Origin of the sequence: Arthrobacter sp. zg-Y1116, assembly GCF_024385485.1 — a bacterium.
Lineage (GTDB): Bacteria > Actinomycetota > Actinomycetes > Actinomycetales > Micrococcaceae > Arthrobacter_B.
Genome location: NZ_JANFLR010000002.1, coordinates 534,245 through 548,323 on the forward strand (window position 1 = coordinate 534,245; position 14,079 = coordinate 548,323).

Here is a 14,079-nt window from a genome sequence, read left to right on the forward strand (position 1 = left end):
CCGGGGACCCGGGAGACCCGGGACCCGGGACCCGGGGAGGCTACTTCCGGCCGGACTTCTTCTGCTCGGCCTTCCGGCGGGCAATCAGGACCTTTTCGTCCACCGGCGCGGCGCCGCTGGCACGCAGCAGGCGCTGGTACTCCATGGCTTCGTCCTGGCGGACCTTCTCAGCGCCCGAAGCAATCCGAGCCCGCAGGTGCTCCTGGCCGTAACCGAACGAATCGACCAGGTCCAGGGCATGCGGGCGGATCTTGGCCAGCAGGCGGTTGATGTACGGGCCCAGGGTGCGGGCACGCTGTGCGGACAGGCGCCCGTTCATGAGGTACCAGCCCACGTTCTTTTCAATCAGGCGCAGCCCGAACAGGTCGCGGACCCAGGTCATGACCTGCCGGGTGCCGGCATCCTCGATCCGTTCCAGCCCCCGTGTGAAGGCCTCCCACTGGAGCAGTTCTGCGTGCGCACGCGCGGCTTCGATCAGGGCGTGCTGGTTCTCGTTGAACACCGCCGCGCCCTTGTCCTTCGGCAGCCCGCGGGCTTCCTTAAGTGCGGTGGCAACCTCCGCCACCATGGTGCCCACGCGGTCTGCCAGCAGGTCATGCTGGGTGCGCGGATCGCGCAGCGCAATGGCGGATTTCTTCTCCGAGCCGGAGTCACGGAAGGACTGGGCAATCCTGCGCAGGCCCGTGCGGTGCAGGGTCACGTCCGTGGCCTGTCCCACCACGTAGCGGGCAAGCACGCCGAAGTCCGCACCGGCGAATTCCTTGGCGTAATCGGCCAGCAGTCGCTTGGCAACCAACTGCAGCAGCACCGTGTTGTCACCCTCGAAGGTGGCATAGATATCCAGGTCCGCGCGCAGGGACGTGAACCGGTTCTCGGCCAGGAACCCGGCGCCGCCGGTGGCTTCCCGGCATTCCTGCAGCGTGTCCAGGGCGTGCCAGGTGGAGAGGGACTTCAGGCCCGCGGCAAGGGTTTCCAGGTCCTGGCGGTCTGCGTCCGTGTCATGTGCACCGGAGAAGACGTCGTCGAACTTATGCAGCAGTTCCTCGTGGGCGAACGTGGCAGCGAACGTGGTGGCCAGCAGGGGGAGCAGGCGGCGCTGGTGCTGCTGGTAGTCCATCAGCACCTCTTCCTTGATGTCGGAAGCACCGTTGAACTGGCGGCGCTCGGTGCCGTACTGGATGGCCGTCTTCAGCGCCAGCTTGCTCGCGTTGACGGCTGCACCGTCGAGCGAAACGCGGCCCTGCACCAGGGTGCCGATCATGGTGAAGAAGCGGCGTCCGGGGCTGCTGATGTCCGAAGTGTAGGTGCCGTCCGCGGCGACGTCGCCGTACTTGTTCAGCAGGTTGGTGCGGGGGATGCGCACATTGGAGAAGTGCAGCCGGCCGTTGTCGATGCCGTTCAGCCCGCCCTTGATGCCGTCATCCTCGCCGCCGATGCCGGGCAGGAAACCGTTGTCGTCGCGAAGCTCCACATAGAACGCGTGCACTCCGTGGTCCACGCCCTGGGTGATGAGGTGGGCGAAGACGACGGCGGCTTTGCCGTTGACGGCGCCGTTGCCGATGTAGTCCTTCCAGGCGGCACGGAAGGGGGTGTTGATGATGAATTCTTCGGAGGCGGCGTCGTACTCCGCGGTGGTGGCGATGCTGGCAACGTCGGAACCGTGGCCGGTTTCCGTCATCGCGAAGCAGCCCGGAATCTCCAGGCTCATGATGCCGGGCAGCCACTTTTCGTGGTGCTCCCGGTTGCCCAGGTGCATCACGGCGGAACCGAAGAGACCCCACTGGACGCCGGCCTTGATCTGCAGGGACGGATCGGCCACCACGAGTTCGGTAAAGCCCGCGACGTTTGCGCCGTGGCTGTCTTCGCCGCCCACGTACTTGGGGAATGCGCCGTGGACGGACTTGCTCTCCACCAGGATCTTCAGCTGGTCCATGACCCGCTCACGGTGCTCGGTGTACGTCAGCCCCGCGGGCGTATGCATGGCTTCCATGCCTGCGATCTTGCGGGCCGCGAGCCGCTTCTCGGCCCATTTGCCGAGCAGGACCCGGCCAAGTGCCTCGACGTCCACTACGGCGGCATCGTTGTCGCTGATCGTGGCGCTGGCCGGAAGCTGCCGTTCGGTGGGGGAAAGTGTTTGCGTCATTGCGTTTCCTTCTCGTGGGTGGAGGGAGTAACTGGAGGGGTCGGGAGCGGATGCCCCCGGTCGTAGCCGATGCCGTCAAAGAGCCAGGCGGTCAGCTGGTCGGTCATTTGTTCTTCGGTCGGCTTCCCGGGGCCGGGGGGAGCGGCAATCCAGCGCTCACCGGCTGCCCGGATCATCCCGAGTGCCGCCGTGGGCCAGTACTGCGCGGTAGCGCTGGCCTCGGGCGGAACCTCCCGGCCCGCCAGATAGTGGCGCATGGCCGAGTCCATCATTGCGGTGATGGTTTCGAAGAAGGAGGAGAGGGTGCTGTCGATCTGTCCCGGCCCGCCGTCGGCCAGCTGGCCGGTCACGAACAGGTAGACGTTGGGGGAGGTTTCGGCCATCTGCAGGTAGGCGGAGACCATGGCGCGCAGGCCCGACCTGGCGGAGGGGGCGGTACGGCCTGCATCCAGGATCTTTTCCTGCATCCGGGCCACCGCCATTTCGCCCATTGCCTTCTGCAGTCCGGCCTTGTCCCCGAAGTAGCGGTAGAACACGGACTTCGATGTCCCGGAAGCGGCGGCGATCTCTTCCATCGACGCCGCGCAGCCCAGGGTATGCACGGCCCGGCGGGCCGTCTTGATGAGGGTACGACGGCGCTCGGCCCGGTGCGCTTCCCAGCGGAGGGCACGGCCGTCCGCGGCCGGGGTCGGCGCGGAAGGATCTTCCAGTACGTTGTTCACGATACTGAGCGTATCAGGTACGCTGGGTTACAGTAACTGGCGTCACACCAACCCCCATGCACTCCCAAGGAGAACGACGAATGGCTGCACAGCCTGAATCCGCACGAGCTACACCCACGAACAACGGCGCCGGGTCTTCGGTGCGCAAGGCGGTTGTGATCGGCGGAAACCGCATTCCCTTCGCCCGCTCGGGCGGCAAGTACACCTACAGCTCCAACCAGGACATGCTCACCGCGGCCCTCGACGGGCTGATTGCCCGCTTCGGCCTGCAGGGCGAGCGGATCGGCGAAGTAGCCGGCGGAGCCGTCCTCAAGCACTCACGCGACTTCAACCTGACCCGCGAAGCGGTCCTGGGCTCGGCACTGTCGCCGGAAACCCCCGCCTATGACGTGCAGCAGGCCTGCGCCACGGGCCTTGAGACAGTGGTCAGCCTGGCCAACAAGATCAAGCTGGGACAGCTGGAATCCGCCATTGCCGGCGGCGTCGACTCCGCCTCGGACGCGCCCATCGCCGTCAGCGAAGGCCTCCGCCGTGCACTGCTGGATCTCTCCCGCGCCCGGACCACCAAGCAGAAACTGGCTGCGGTCGCAAAGATCCGTCCCAAGGACCTGTCCCCGAACGCGCCGTCCACCGGCGAACCGCGCACCGGACTGTCCATGGGCGAGCACCAGGCCCTGACCACCGCCCAGTGGAAGATCACCCGCGAGGCCCAGGATGAGCTGGCCTACAACAGCCACCGCAACATGGCCGCCGCCTACGACCGCGGTTTCTTCGACGACCTCGTGACCCCGTACCGCGGCCTGGCAAAGGACGCGAACCTGCGCCCCGACACCACCATGGAAAAGCTTGCCAAGCTCAAGCCCGCCTTCGGCAAGTCCCTGGGCGATGACGCCACCATGACCGCCGGCAACTCCACCCCGCTGACCGACGGCGCCTCCGTGGTGCTGCTGGGCTCCGAGGACTACGCCCGCGAACATGACCTGCCGATGCTGGCGAATATCGTGGATGCCGAAGCCGGAGCCGTCGACTTCGTACACGGCAAGGACGGGCTGCTGATGGCCCCGGCCTTCGCCGTTCCCCGCCTGCTGGCCCGCCACAACCTGACCTTCGATGACTTCGATTTCTTCGAAATCCACGAGGCCTTCGCCGGAACCGTCCTCTCCACCCTGGCCGCCTGGGAGGACGAGGAATTCTGCCGGACCCGGCTCGGCCTGGACGCCCCGCTGGGCAGCATTGACCGCAGCAAGCTCAACGTCAACGGTTCCTCGCTGGCCGCCGGCCACCCGTTCGCCGCCACCGGCGGACGCATTGTCGCCTCGCTGGCCAAGATGCTGCACGAAAAGGGTTCGGGCCGCGGCCTGATCTCCATCTGCGCTGCCGGCGGCCAGGGCCTCGTCGCGATCCTCGAGGCACGCTAACCATGAGTGACACCTACCTGAACCTCGTGAACAGCGGTTTCACCAAGGAACTGTCCAAGAAGCTCGGCCTGCCCCGGCCGGCCATCCTGCGGCGTTTCGACCCGGCCAAGCCCCTGGTGCCGGGCCCGGTCCTCGTGCTCGGCAAGAGCGCTGCCGCCGATGACCTCTCCAAGCTGCTCCTTGGCTGGGACCAGGACGTCCGCCGGCACGCCACGCCCAAGGAAAAGCTCGGCGCCATCCTGATCGTGCTCGACGACGCCGCGGCGCCGACGGACCTGGGCGAACCGACCCTGGCTGCCGGTGCGGCCCTGCGGGACCTCGCTCCCGGCGGACGGGTCATCACGGTTTCCCGGCCCGCTGCGGAAGCCCAGGACCCGGCAGCCGCAGCGGCACGCCAAGGTGTCGACGGCACGCTGCGCTCCATTGCGCACGAACTGCGCGGCGGGGCGACGGCCAACGGCATCGTGCTGGCCAACGGTGTGCAGGCGACCGCGCCCTCGGTGGCGGCCGCACTGCGGTTCCTGCTCTCGGGCAAGAGCGCCTACGTCAGCGGTCAGTTCATCACCGTCGGTTCCGACGCCGGTGAACTTCCGGCGGACTGGAACGCGCCCCTCGCCGGCAAGGTCGCCGTGGTCACGGGTGCCGCCCGCGGCATCGGTGCGGCCATCGCCCGCGTGCTGCACCGCGACGGTGCATCCGTGATCGTCGTGGACGTGCCTGCCGCCGGAGAACAGCTGGCGAAGGTGGCCAACGAAATCTCCGGCACCGCGCTCCAGGTCGATATCACCCGCGAAGACGCCGCGGACCGCATCCTGGCCCACGCCGTCGAACGCTACGGGCACCTGGACATTGTGATCCACAACGCCGGCATCACGCGCGACAAGCTGCTGGCCAACATGGACGAAGCCCGCTGGGGTTCGGTCATTGCCGTCAACATTGCCTCGCAGCTGCGGATGAACGAAACCTTCCTGGCCTCCGGAGGCTTCAGTCCGGAAGGCCGCATTGTTTCGCTGGCTTCCACCAGCGGTATTGCCGGCAACCGCGGCCAGACCAACTACGCAGCTTCCAAGGGCGGCGTCATCGGCATGGTCCGCGCCACCGCACCGCTGCTGGCACCGCGCGGCGGCTCGATCAACGCCGTCGCGCCGGGCTTCATTGAAACCGACATGACCGCTGCCATTCCCGCCCTCACCCGGCAGGTGGCCCGCCGGCTGTCCAGCCTGCAGCAGGGCGGCCTGCCCGTGGATGTGGCCGAAACCATTTCCTTCCTCGCCTCCGACTCCGCGGCCGGCGTCAACGGCCAGGTCGTACGGGTCTGCGGGCAGAACATGGTGGGCGCATGAGCGATACCCAGCTGAGCGAGATCCCCACGCTCGGGCGGCTTTATGCCGGGGCGGTGGGCAGCGCGGCGAAGTCGCGCCTGTCGCCGTCCAAGGCCGCGGGCACGCTGACGTCGGACCGGCACGTGGTCCGCGGAGCGTCCGTGGACCTGGCCCGGCTCACCGATTTCCAGCGCCTGGTCCAGCACAGCGCCAGCGACTACCTGCCCACCGGATACGTGCACACCTTCGCGTTCCCGGTGGCCATGAGCCTGATGGCGCGCGAGGACTTCCCGCTGCCCCTGCTGGGCATGGTGCACCTGCGCAACGAGGTGCAGCATCTACGGCCCATCCACTATGGCGAAGCGCTGACGGTGACGGCGTGGGCGGAGAACCTCGCCGGGCACCGTGCCGGCACCCAGGTGGAACTCGTCGCGGAGGTCACTGTTGAGGCCGGCGGCAACGCGGAAACAGTTTGGCGGGGCCGTTCCACCTATCTGGCCAAGGGCGTCTTCCTGCCGAAGTTCGACCGCCCGGACAAGTCTGCGGCGCGCGCGGAATTCGTTCCCCCGCTCCCGACGGCGCTGTGGCGCCTGGGTGCCGACGCCGGCCGCAACTACGCCCGGGTCTCCGGCGACTTCAACCCCATCCACCTGAGCCGCCTGTCGGCGAAGGCACTGGGCATGAAGCAGTCCCTGGCCCACGGCATGTACCTGGCCTCACGGGTCGTCGCGGACACCGTGCAGACGCACGAGGGCCCGTTCCAGTGGAGCATCGACTTCGAGGCTCCGGTGTTCCTGCCGGCCACCGTTGCCGTAGCCATCTCGGATGACCAGACGCCCGACGGCTGGGCAGGCTCCACCTTCACGGGGTGGAATCCGCGTTCGCAGCGCCGGCACTTCTCCGGTTCGGTATCTCCACTGGATCCGAACGGCGCGGGGCCCAACGGGTTCGGCGCCGCAACCCGGGCCTGAGCACACCTCAGACATAGCCCGTCCGCCTCCGGCAACGCCCGGAAGCGGACGGGCTTGGATGTGCCTGATGCTAAGGTTCCCTCATGATTGATGCTGCCGGCCTGCTGGTTGCCGCCAAGGAACTCGACGCCGCCGATCCCCTCGCGGGCTACCGGGACCGGTTCCTGCCGGCAGAGGGAGTCGGGGCGTACCTGGACGGGAATTCGCTGGGCCGCCCGCTCCGCGCCACCGCCGAAAACCTGCAGGATTTCGTCTCCCGCCAGTGGGGCGGACGGTTGATCCGCGGCTGGGACGAGCAGTGGCTCGAGCTGCCCGGCCGGATCGGCGACGCACTCGGCGAGGTGGCGCTCGGTGCCGCCCCCGGCCAGTGCATCGTGGCGGATTCCACCACTGTGCTGCTCTACAAACTGGCCCGCGCCGCCGTTGCCGCCCGCCCCGGCCGGTCCGAGATCCTGCTCGATGCCGACAATTTCCCCACGGACCGGTACGTCCTGGAAGGCGTGGCCCGGGAATGCGGGCTGACCCTGCGCTGGGTGTCGGCCGACTACGCCGGCGGAGTGAGCGCCGAGGCGGTGGCGGACGCCGTCGGGCCGCAGACGGCGCTGGCCGTCTTCAGCCACGTGGCCTACCGCTCCGGCTACCTTGCCGATTCAGCGGCAATCAACGAGATTGTGCACGACGCCGGCGGCCTGGTCCTGTGGGACCTGTGCCATTCGGCAGGCGCCGTTCCCGCCGAGCTGGACGCCGAGGGCGCCGACTACGCCGTCGGCTGCAGCTACAAGTACCTCAACGGCGGGCCGGGTGCGCTGGCCTGGGCCTACGTGGCCGCCCGCCATCAGGCGGACTTCTCCCAGCCCATTCAGGGCTGGCTGGGCTCCAGTGACCCGTTCGGCATGGCGCAGGGCTATGTTCCGGCCGAGGGCATCCGCCGCCTGGTCTCGGGCACCCCTCCCATCCTGGGCATGCTCGCCATGCAGGACATGATTGCCCTGATCCGGGAGGCCGGCATGGATGCCGTCCGTGCGAAGTCGCAGGCGCTTACCGAATACGCCGTCACAGCTGTGGACGCGCTGCTGGTGCCGCGCGGCGTCGTGCTGGCCTCGCCGCGCGATCCGGAGCGCCGCGGCAGCCACATCACCGTCGACCATCCGAAGTTCAAAGCGGTGACCGCCGCGCTCTGGGAGCAGGGGATCATTCCGGACTACCGCAATCCGGACGGCATCCGGCTGGGCCTGTCGCCCCTGTCCACGTCCTTCGTGGAGACCTTCACCGGGATCGAAGCGATTCTGGGCGAGCTCCGGGGCTAGCCGGGCCTCATGCCTGGCCCGCTTTGACCGCCAGGACCGGGCAGGCAGCCTCCAGCAGCACACGCTGGGAAGTGCTGCCCAGGAAAAGCTTGCCCACCGGCGTCCGGTGCCGGATCCCCAGCACCACCAGCCGGGCCCCGTGCTCCTGGGCAGCCTTCAGGATTTCCTCGGAGGCATCAAAATCCCCCATGGGGTGAAGCAGGACGTGCGGAACCCCGCTGCCCTCCAGGACGCCGGTCAACGTCTGCAGGTAGTCCGGGGTATGTTCCGGCCGCGGCTTGCGCGTGCTCTCCACATTGACCACCACGAGTGCGGTGGCCAGGTCCCGGGCCGCACGGAGCGCAGCACGCAGTGCTGTTTCCCCCTCCGGTGTGGGGACATATCCGACGACGACGCTCATGGCTTCCTTCTTCCTGCCTGCTTCATCGCTGGCTCGCTCAACTCAGCTGCGTGGGGTCGCTGAAACGGGTTTTACGCGCCTTGACCGCCCGGTTCCAGATCCAGGTGAGCACCCAAAGAGCCAGTCCGAGCAGCAGCAGCAACCCGGCAATCCGGTACTCGATGGCGTCCTGCGCCCAGGGGCCAAGCAGGAAGGCGCAGGTTATGGCACCGATGAAGGGCATGATGCCGGGGGAGCGGAAGTGCGGCCGGTCCACCGGCGTGCGGCGCAGGACGATGCAGGCGATGTTCACCACCGTGAAGACGGCCAGCAGCAGGAGCGCGGTGGTTCCGCCCAGCGCGGTCACCGTTTCCCGGCCCATGAAGTTGGTGACCACGATGATCAGGCCGGCTGCGATGGCCGTCGTGAAGACAATGGATGCCCACGGAGTGCGGCGTCCGGGCAGGACGGCGGACAGTGCGCGGGGCAGGACGTCCTGCTTCGCCATGCCGTAGAGCAGGCGGCTGGCCATCAGCATGTTGATCAGGGCGGTATTGGCCACGGCAAAGATGGAGAGGAACGGATAGATGGTGTCCACGGGGAGGTTGGGGGCACCGGCACGCACCACTTCCAGCAGCGGGGTGGCGGATTCGGACAGCTGGCCCACCGGCACCACGGCCACGGCCGCGATGGACACCAGGAGATAGACGGAGACCGTGATGGTCAAGCCGGTCAGCATGACCTTCGGGAAGATCCGTGCCGGGTCGCGGGTCTCTTCCGCCATGTTCACCGAGTCTTCAAAACCGACCATGGAGAAGAAGGCCAGGGCGGTGGCTCCGGTCAGGGCCAGGAACACGCTCTTGCCGGTTTCGGTTTCAAACACGACCACCCGGGAGAAGTCCGCGTTGCCCTGGGTCATGGCCCAGAACCCGATGACAATCACGATCAGGAGCCCGGTCAGCTCAATGGCCGTCAGGACGATGTTGAACTTCACGCTTTCCGCGGCACCCCGCAGGTTGACCACCGCCAGCAGCAGCATGAAGGTGACAGCGATCGCCGTGACCCCGGTCTGCCCCCACTCCAGCTGAAATCCCACAATGAAATTCTCGGCAAGGAATTTCGACGCCGTTGACGCGGAAGTAATCCCGGAGCAAAGCACCCCGAAGGTCACGAGGAAGGTCAGGAAATGCACACCGAAGGCCTTATGCGTGTACAGGGCTGCACCGGCGGCCTGCGGATACTTTGTCACCAGTTCCAGGTAGGACAAGGCAGTAATCGTCGCCACTGCGAAAGCGAGCAGGATCGGAGCCCAGGCCGCACCGCCGATTTCGCCGGCCACCTGTCCGGTCAGGGCATAGACACCGGTGCCCAGGATGTCGCCGACAATAAAGAGCAGCAACAGTTTGGTGCCCATGACCCGCTTGAGTTCGGGCTGGACGGTTTCCGCCTTGATGTCAGCCATGGCTGTCCTTCCGGACGTTCAGGGATGCCGCGTTGGTCGGTATTCTGCGCGGTGGCGCCGTCTTTAGGCAATGGGCTGCGGTGAGGGTTTACCCGGGTGCCGCGGGAATTACCCGGACCGCGCCGATCCGCCGTCCCCGCACGCCGAGTACCTCGAGCCTGCAGTCCGGGCCCTGCACCGTGTCACCGGGCCGGGCCATCCGGCCCAGCTGCTCCAGGATGTACCCGGCCACCGTTTCATACTGGCCCTCAGGCAGGCCGACGCCTGTCAGCCGTTCGAACTCCTGCAGGATGAGTGCACCGTCCACCACCAGCTGTCCCTTTTCCCTGCGGTAACGGTCCTCGGGGTCCCGGCCTGTGTCGTACTCGTCGTAGATTTCCCCGACCAGTTCCTCCACGAGGTCTTCGAGCGTGACAATGCCGTCAGTGCCGCCGTATTCATCCGCCACTATTGCGATGTGGCTGTTCTCCCGGCGCATCCTGCCCAGGGACGGCAGGACTGCTGCGGTCCCCGGCAGGAACAGGACGGGACGGAGGATGTCGGCTACGGTGCGGTCATCCGTGCCCGTCACGTCCGGGTCCGGCATCAGGTCCCGGACGTGGATGAACCCCAGGATGTCATCCACCGATGCGCCGGTAACCGGGTACCGGGAATAGGGCTGGTGCCGCACCCGGTTCCTTGCTTCCTCCAGCGGAAGGTCTGCCCGGACAAACACCACTTCGGTCCTGGGCCGCATCACCTCCTGCACCAGCCTGGTGCCCGCTCCGAAGACGTCCGAAAGAATCCGGCGGCTGTCCTCGGCAAGCATCGGACTCGCCGCCACCATGTCCCACAGTTCCTGGCTGCTCACCGGCACGGTCTTGACGTTCGGATTTCCGCCCAGCAGGCGCACCACGGTGTCAGTCGAAAAGGAAAGCAGCCGGATGGCGGGGCGCATCAGCACGGCAAACAGGTTCAGGGCGGGGGAGAGGAACCGCGCGTAGAGGACGGCATTCTGCATGGCCAGCCGCTTGGGCACCAGTTCCGAGAACACCAGGGAAAGGTAGGCCACAACGAGGGTCAGCAGGATGAACGCTGTTGCCTCCGCCGTCGGCTGCGGCAGCCCCCACTGACGCAGCAAGGGCACAACCGCCGGTGCCAGCGCCGAGGCGCCGTACGCAGCCGAGAAAAAACCGGAGAGGGTCACGCCGATCTGGATTGCGGACAGGAACAGGTTGGGGTTGCGGGCCAGGAGTGCTGTGCGCCTGCCCTGCTTCCCGGTCCGCTCGATGGCGCTGATCTGGCTCTCGCGGAGCGACACCAGTGCCATCTCCGCACCGGCGAAGATTCCGCCCAGCAGAATGAAAAAAGCCACGAGCAGGAGATTAAAGACTCCGCTGCCGTCCATGGTGCGAGGGTACCGAAGGCGGCGGGTGATGTGAGTCAAAGATCACACGGATTGGTTCCGGACAAACAAAAAAGTCCTCCTGGAATCCGTAGATTCCAGGAGGACTTCGCTGTGCGCGGAGGGGGACTTGAACCCCCACCCTCGTTAGAGGACTAGCACCTCAAGCTAGCGCGTCTGCCATTCCGCCACCCGCGCTTGGGTGATTTCCACAGGCTCTTCAGTTGTTCAAAAGCTGTGGAAGCAACGGGAAAAACTCTAACACGGTTTAGGCGCGAACCACGAATCGGCCCAAGCCGGAGGCAGATTGGTGTCCCGCGAAGGCGCAATACGGCCCATCCTCCCGCTGCTCTGGCTAAGCTGGCTGCACAGTTCATCGAAGGAGAAGCCCCATGCCTACAGACGTCCGTGCCGAGCAGCCCCGCGCCGAAGACGAGGTGGCCCGGATCTGCCAGGAGCTCATCCGTTTCGACACCTCCAACTTCGGCGACAATTCGGGGCCGGGGGAGCGCGCCGCCGCCGAGTACACCGCCGGGCTGATCGAAGAAGCCGGCTTGTCCGCCGATCTCTTCGAGTCTGCCCCCGGACGCGCCTCCGTGGTCACGCGGATGGAGGGCACCGACTCCTCCCTGCCCGCCCTCGTGGTGCACGGCCACCTTGACGTGGTTCCGGCGCAGAAAGCGGACTGGACCGTGGACCCGTTCAGCGGCGAGGAACGGGACGGCCTGATCTGGGGGCGGGGGGCCGTGGACATGAAGGACATGGATGCCATGATCCTGTCCGTGATGCGTTCCATGTCCCGCACCGGAACACGTCCGCGGCGGGACATTGTTTTCGCGTTCTTCGCCGACGAAGAAGCCGGCGGCGACTACGGCGCACGCTGGGCCGTGGAACACCGTCCGGAACTGTTTGACGGCGCCACCGAGGCCATCTCAGAGGTGGGCGGATTCTCGGCCACCATCGGCGGGAAGCGGACGTATCTGCTGCAGACAGCGGAAAAGGGCATCTCCTGGCTGCGGCTGGTCGCCCACGGCCGTGCCGGGCACGGCTCCCAGATCAACACCGACAATGCCGTCACCCGGCTGGCCCGCGCCGTCGCCAATATCGGCAGCCACCCCTGGCCCATCGAACTGACGGACACCACCCGTGCCTTCCTGGACGGCGTCACCGAACTGACCGGCGTCGAGTTCGATCCGGAGAACCCGGACCGGATCCTCGCCGAACTGGGGACCGTTGCCCGGTTTGTGGGTGCCACCCTGCAGAACACCTCCAACCCGACCGTGTTGAAGGCCGGGTACAAGCACAACGTCATCCCCGGCACCGCCGAGGCCCTGATCGATGCCCGGACCCTGCCCGGGCAGGAGGAACAGGTGCTGGCCACCATCCGGGAACTGGCCGGCGAAGGCATCGACATCAGCTACGAGCACCAGGACGTGTCCCTCGAAGTGCCGTTCAAGGGAAACCTGGTCGACTCGATGATCTCCGCCCTGCAGGCAGAGGATCCCGGGGCTCCGGTGCTGCCCTACACGCTTTCGGGCGGCACCGACAACAAGTCCCTCAGCCGGCTGGGCATCACCGGGTACGGCTTCGCCCCGCTGCGCCTGCCGGAGGACCTGGACTTCACCGGCATGTTCCACGGCGTCGATGAACGGGTTCCGGTGGACTCCCTGAAGTTCGGCACCCGGGTCCTGTCGCGGCTGCTGACCGACTACTGATCCCTGCCCGGCCTTTCGAAGGAGAACCCCTTGCCGGCCCCCGCCGATATCCTCACCCCGGAACTACTGGAGCGCGTGCGCTCCCGTGCCGCAGGCTATGACGAAACCAACAGCTTCTTCACCGAGGACCTGGGGGACCTGCGCGCCGCGGGCTACCTCGCCCTGTTCACCCCAACGGATGAGGGCGGGGCCGGATTGGGGATTCCCGACGTCGTCTCCTGCCAGCGGCTCCTGGCATCCGCCGCGCCGGCGACGGCGTTGGCAGTGAACATGCACCTGGTCTGGTGCGGCGTGGCGCACCTGCTCGCACTGGCGGGAGACCACTCGCTGGACTTCGTGCTCCGCGAGGCGGCGGCGGGCGAGCTGTTTGCCTTCGGCGTGTCCGAGCCGGGGAACCCCGCCGTACTCTTCGATTCGCACACCGCGGCCCGTCCGACGGGCGACGGCGGCTACGCCTTCACCGGCACCAAGATCTTCACCAGCCTGTCCCCGGCCTGGACCCGGCTGGGAATCTTCGGAAAGGATGCGTCGGACCCGGAGGAGCCGCGGCTGGTCTTCGGGTTTGCCGACCGCGGAACCGGGGGCATCACCATCGCGGATGACTGGGACACCATGGGCATGCGGGCCAGCCAGTCCTGCACCACCCGTCTGGACAACGCAGTGGTGCCGGCAGCACGGATGGTCCGTTCGACGCCGGTGGGTCCGCACCGCGATGCCTTTGTCTTCGGAATTTTCGCCTTGTTTGAGACCCTGCTGTCCGCCGTCTATACGGGCATCGGAGACCGCGCCGTGGAGTTGGCCGTCGAGGCCGCCTCCGGCCGTGCCGGGCGCGACGGCGCTCCGGCGTCGGCGGACCCCGCTACCCGTTGGAAGATTGCCGACGCCGCGCTCCGGATGGACGGCGTCCATCTGCAGCTCGGGGCTGTGGCGCGGGATCTGGAGGAGGGGACGGACCACGGCAGCTACTGGTTCCCGCTGCTTTCCGGCCTGAAGTACCGGACCACCGAAACGGCGCGCGGCGTCGTGGAAACCGCTGTCCGGGTAGCGGGAGGGCGCAGCTATTTCCGGGGTTCCGAGCTGGAACGGCTCTACCGCGACGTCCTCGCCGGAATGTTCCACCCCTCGAGCGAGGACTCCGTGCATGCCGGCGTGGCCAACGCCGTCCTAGGCCCCGTGGAGTAGGGCCCCGTGGAGCAGGGCCCGGTGGAGCAGGGCCCGGTGGAGCAGGGCCCGGTGGAGCAGGGCCCGGTGGAGCA

Annotated in this window: 11 protein-coding genes and 1 tRNA gene; 6 read left to right on the top strand and 6 right to left on the bottom strand. The window is 67.2% G+C overall.

Translation table 11 applies throughout. The annotated features are described in order from the left end of the window. Positions 1–40: 40 nt before the first annotated feature. Together NNX34_RS09205 and NNX34_RS09210 are read right to left on the bottom strand one after the other, a co-directional pair. A complete protein-coding gene (locus NNX34_RS09205; protein ID WP_255766220.1) occupies positions 41–2,143 on the bottom strand; it encodes an acyl-CoA dehydrogenase in 2,103 nt (700 codons plus the stop codon). Beyond that, a complete protein-coding gene (locus NNX34_RS09210; RefSeq protein WP_370647250.1) occupies positions 2,140–2,865 on the bottom strand; it encodes a TetR/AcrR family transcriptional regulator in 726 nt (241 codons plus the stop codon). Before NNX34_RS09210 ends, NNX34_RS09205 begins: the two co-directional genes overlap by 4 nt. A gap of 80 nt (positions 2,866–2,945) precedes the next feature. On the opposite strand from NNX34_RS09210, the gene NNX34_RS09215 reads away from it, so the two are divergent. From NNX34_RS09215 to NNX34_RS09230, 4 genes are all read left to right on the top strand, one after another. Further along, positions 2,946–4,283, top strand: coding sequence for an acetyl-CoA C-acetyltransferase (locus NNX34_RS09215; RefSeq protein WP_255766221.1), 1,338 nt, complete (start codon positions 2,946–2,948; stop codon positions 4,281–4,283). Between the two features lie 2 nt (positions 4,284–4,285). Continuing rightward, positions 4,286–5,626 carry a 3-oxoacyl-ACP reductase gene (locus NNX34_RS09220; protein WP_255766222.1) on the top strand — a complete coding sequence of 447 codons (1,341 nt, stop codon included), beginning with the start codon at positions 4,286–4,288 and terminating at the stop codon, positions 5,624–5,626. Then, positions 5,623–6,576 (top strand): MaoC/PaaZ C-terminal domain-containing protein, encoded by a 954-nt coding sequence (locus tag NNX34_RS09225; RefSeq protein WP_255766223.1) that lies wholly within the window; start codon positions 5,623–5,625, stop codon positions 6,574–6,576. The genes NNX34_RS09220 and NNX34_RS09225 overlap by 4 nt, the downstream gene beginning before the upstream one ends. An 83-nt stretch (positions 6,577–6,659) precedes the next feature. Continuing rightward, complete coding sequence (locus NNX34_RS09230; RefSeq protein ID WP_255766224.1) at positions 6,660–7,883, top strand: kynureninase; 1,224 nt, start codon at positions 6,660–6,662, stop codon at positions 7,881–7,883. 7 nt (positions 7,884–7,890) lie between these two features. On the opposite strand, the gene NNX34_RS09235 is transcribed toward NNX34_RS09230, so the two are convergent. From NNX34_RS09235 to NNX34_RS09250, 4 genes are all read right to left on the bottom strand, one after another. Next, positions 7,891–8,283, bottom strand: coding sequence for a universal stress protein (locus NNX34_RS09235; RefSeq protein WP_255766225.1), 393 nt, complete (start codon positions 8,281–8,283; stop codon positions 7,891–7,893). Between the two features lie 37 nt (positions 8,284–8,320). Beyond that, positions 8,321–9,724 carry an APC family permease gene (locus NNX34_RS09240; RefSeq protein ID WP_255766226.1) on the bottom strand — a complete coding sequence of 468 codons (1,404 nt, stop codon included), beginning with the start codon at positions 9,722–9,724 and terminating at the stop codon, positions 8,321–8,323. A gap of 88 nt (positions 9,725–9,812) precedes the next feature. Then, a complete protein-coding gene (locus NNX34_RS09245; RefSeq protein ID WP_255766227.1) occupies positions 9,813–11,111 on the bottom strand; it encodes a hemolysin family protein in 1,299 nt (432 codons plus the stop codon). A gap of 112 nt (positions 11,112–11,223) precedes the next feature. Beyond that, positions 11,224–11,306 (bottom strand) — tRNA-Leu (locus NNX34_RS09250). A gap of 194 nt (positions 11,307–11,500) precedes the next feature. On the opposite strand from NNX34_RS09250, the gene NNX34_RS09255 reads away from it, so the two are divergent. After that, positions 11,501–12,823, top strand: coding sequence for a M20/M25/M40 family metallo-hydrolase (locus tag NNX34_RS09255; protein ID WP_255766228.1), 1,323 nt, complete (start codon positions 11,501–11,503; stop codon positions 12,821–12,823). 30 nt (positions 12,824–12,853) lie between these two features. Next, positions 12,854–14,005, top strand: a complete 1,152-nt coding sequence (locus tag NNX34_RS09260; protein ID WP_255766229.1) for an acyl-CoA dehydrogenase family protein — start codon at positions 12,854–12,856, stop codon at positions 14,003–14,005. Positions 14,006–14,079: the final 74 nt, after the last annotated feature.

Bases quoted from the DNA above. Each gene is read 5' to 3' on its own strand.
- NNX34_RS09205 (WP_255766220.1), bottom strand. From the start codon at position 2,143: ATGACGCAAACACTTTCCCCCACCGAACGGCAGCTTCCGGCCAGCGCC.
- NNX34_RS09215 (WP_255766221.1), top strand. From the start codon at position 2,946: ATGGCTGCACAGCCTGAATCCGCACGAGCTACACCCACGAACAACGGC.
- NNX34_RS09220 (WP_255766222.1), top strand. From the start codon at position 4,286: ATGAGTGACACCTACCTGAACCTCGTGAACAGCGGTTTCACCAAGGAA.
- NNX34_RS09225 (WP_255766223.1), top strand. From the start codon at position 5,623: ATGAGCGATACCCAGCTGAGCGAGATCCCCACGCTCGGGCGGCTTTAT.
- NNX34_RS09230 (WP_255766224.1), top strand. From the start codon at position 6,660: ATGATTGATGCTGCCGGCCTGCTGGTTGCCGCCAAGGAACTCGACGCC.
- NNX34_RS09235 (WP_255766225.1), bottom strand. From the start codon at position 8,283: ATGAGCGTCGTCGTCGGATATGTCCCCACACCGGAGGGGGAAACAGCA.
- NNX34_RS09240 (WP_255766226.1), bottom strand. From the start codon at position 9,724: ATGGCTGACATCAAGGCGGAAACCGTCCAGCCCGAACTCAAGCGGGTC.
- NNX34_RS09245 (WP_255766227.1), bottom strand. From the start codon at position 11,111: ATGGACGGCAGCGGAGTCTTTAATCTCCTGCTCGTGGCTTTTTTCATT.
- NNX34_RS09255 (WP_255766228.1), top strand. From the start codon at position 11,501: ATGCCTACAGACGTCCGTGCCGAGCAGCCCCGCGCCGAAGACGAGGTG.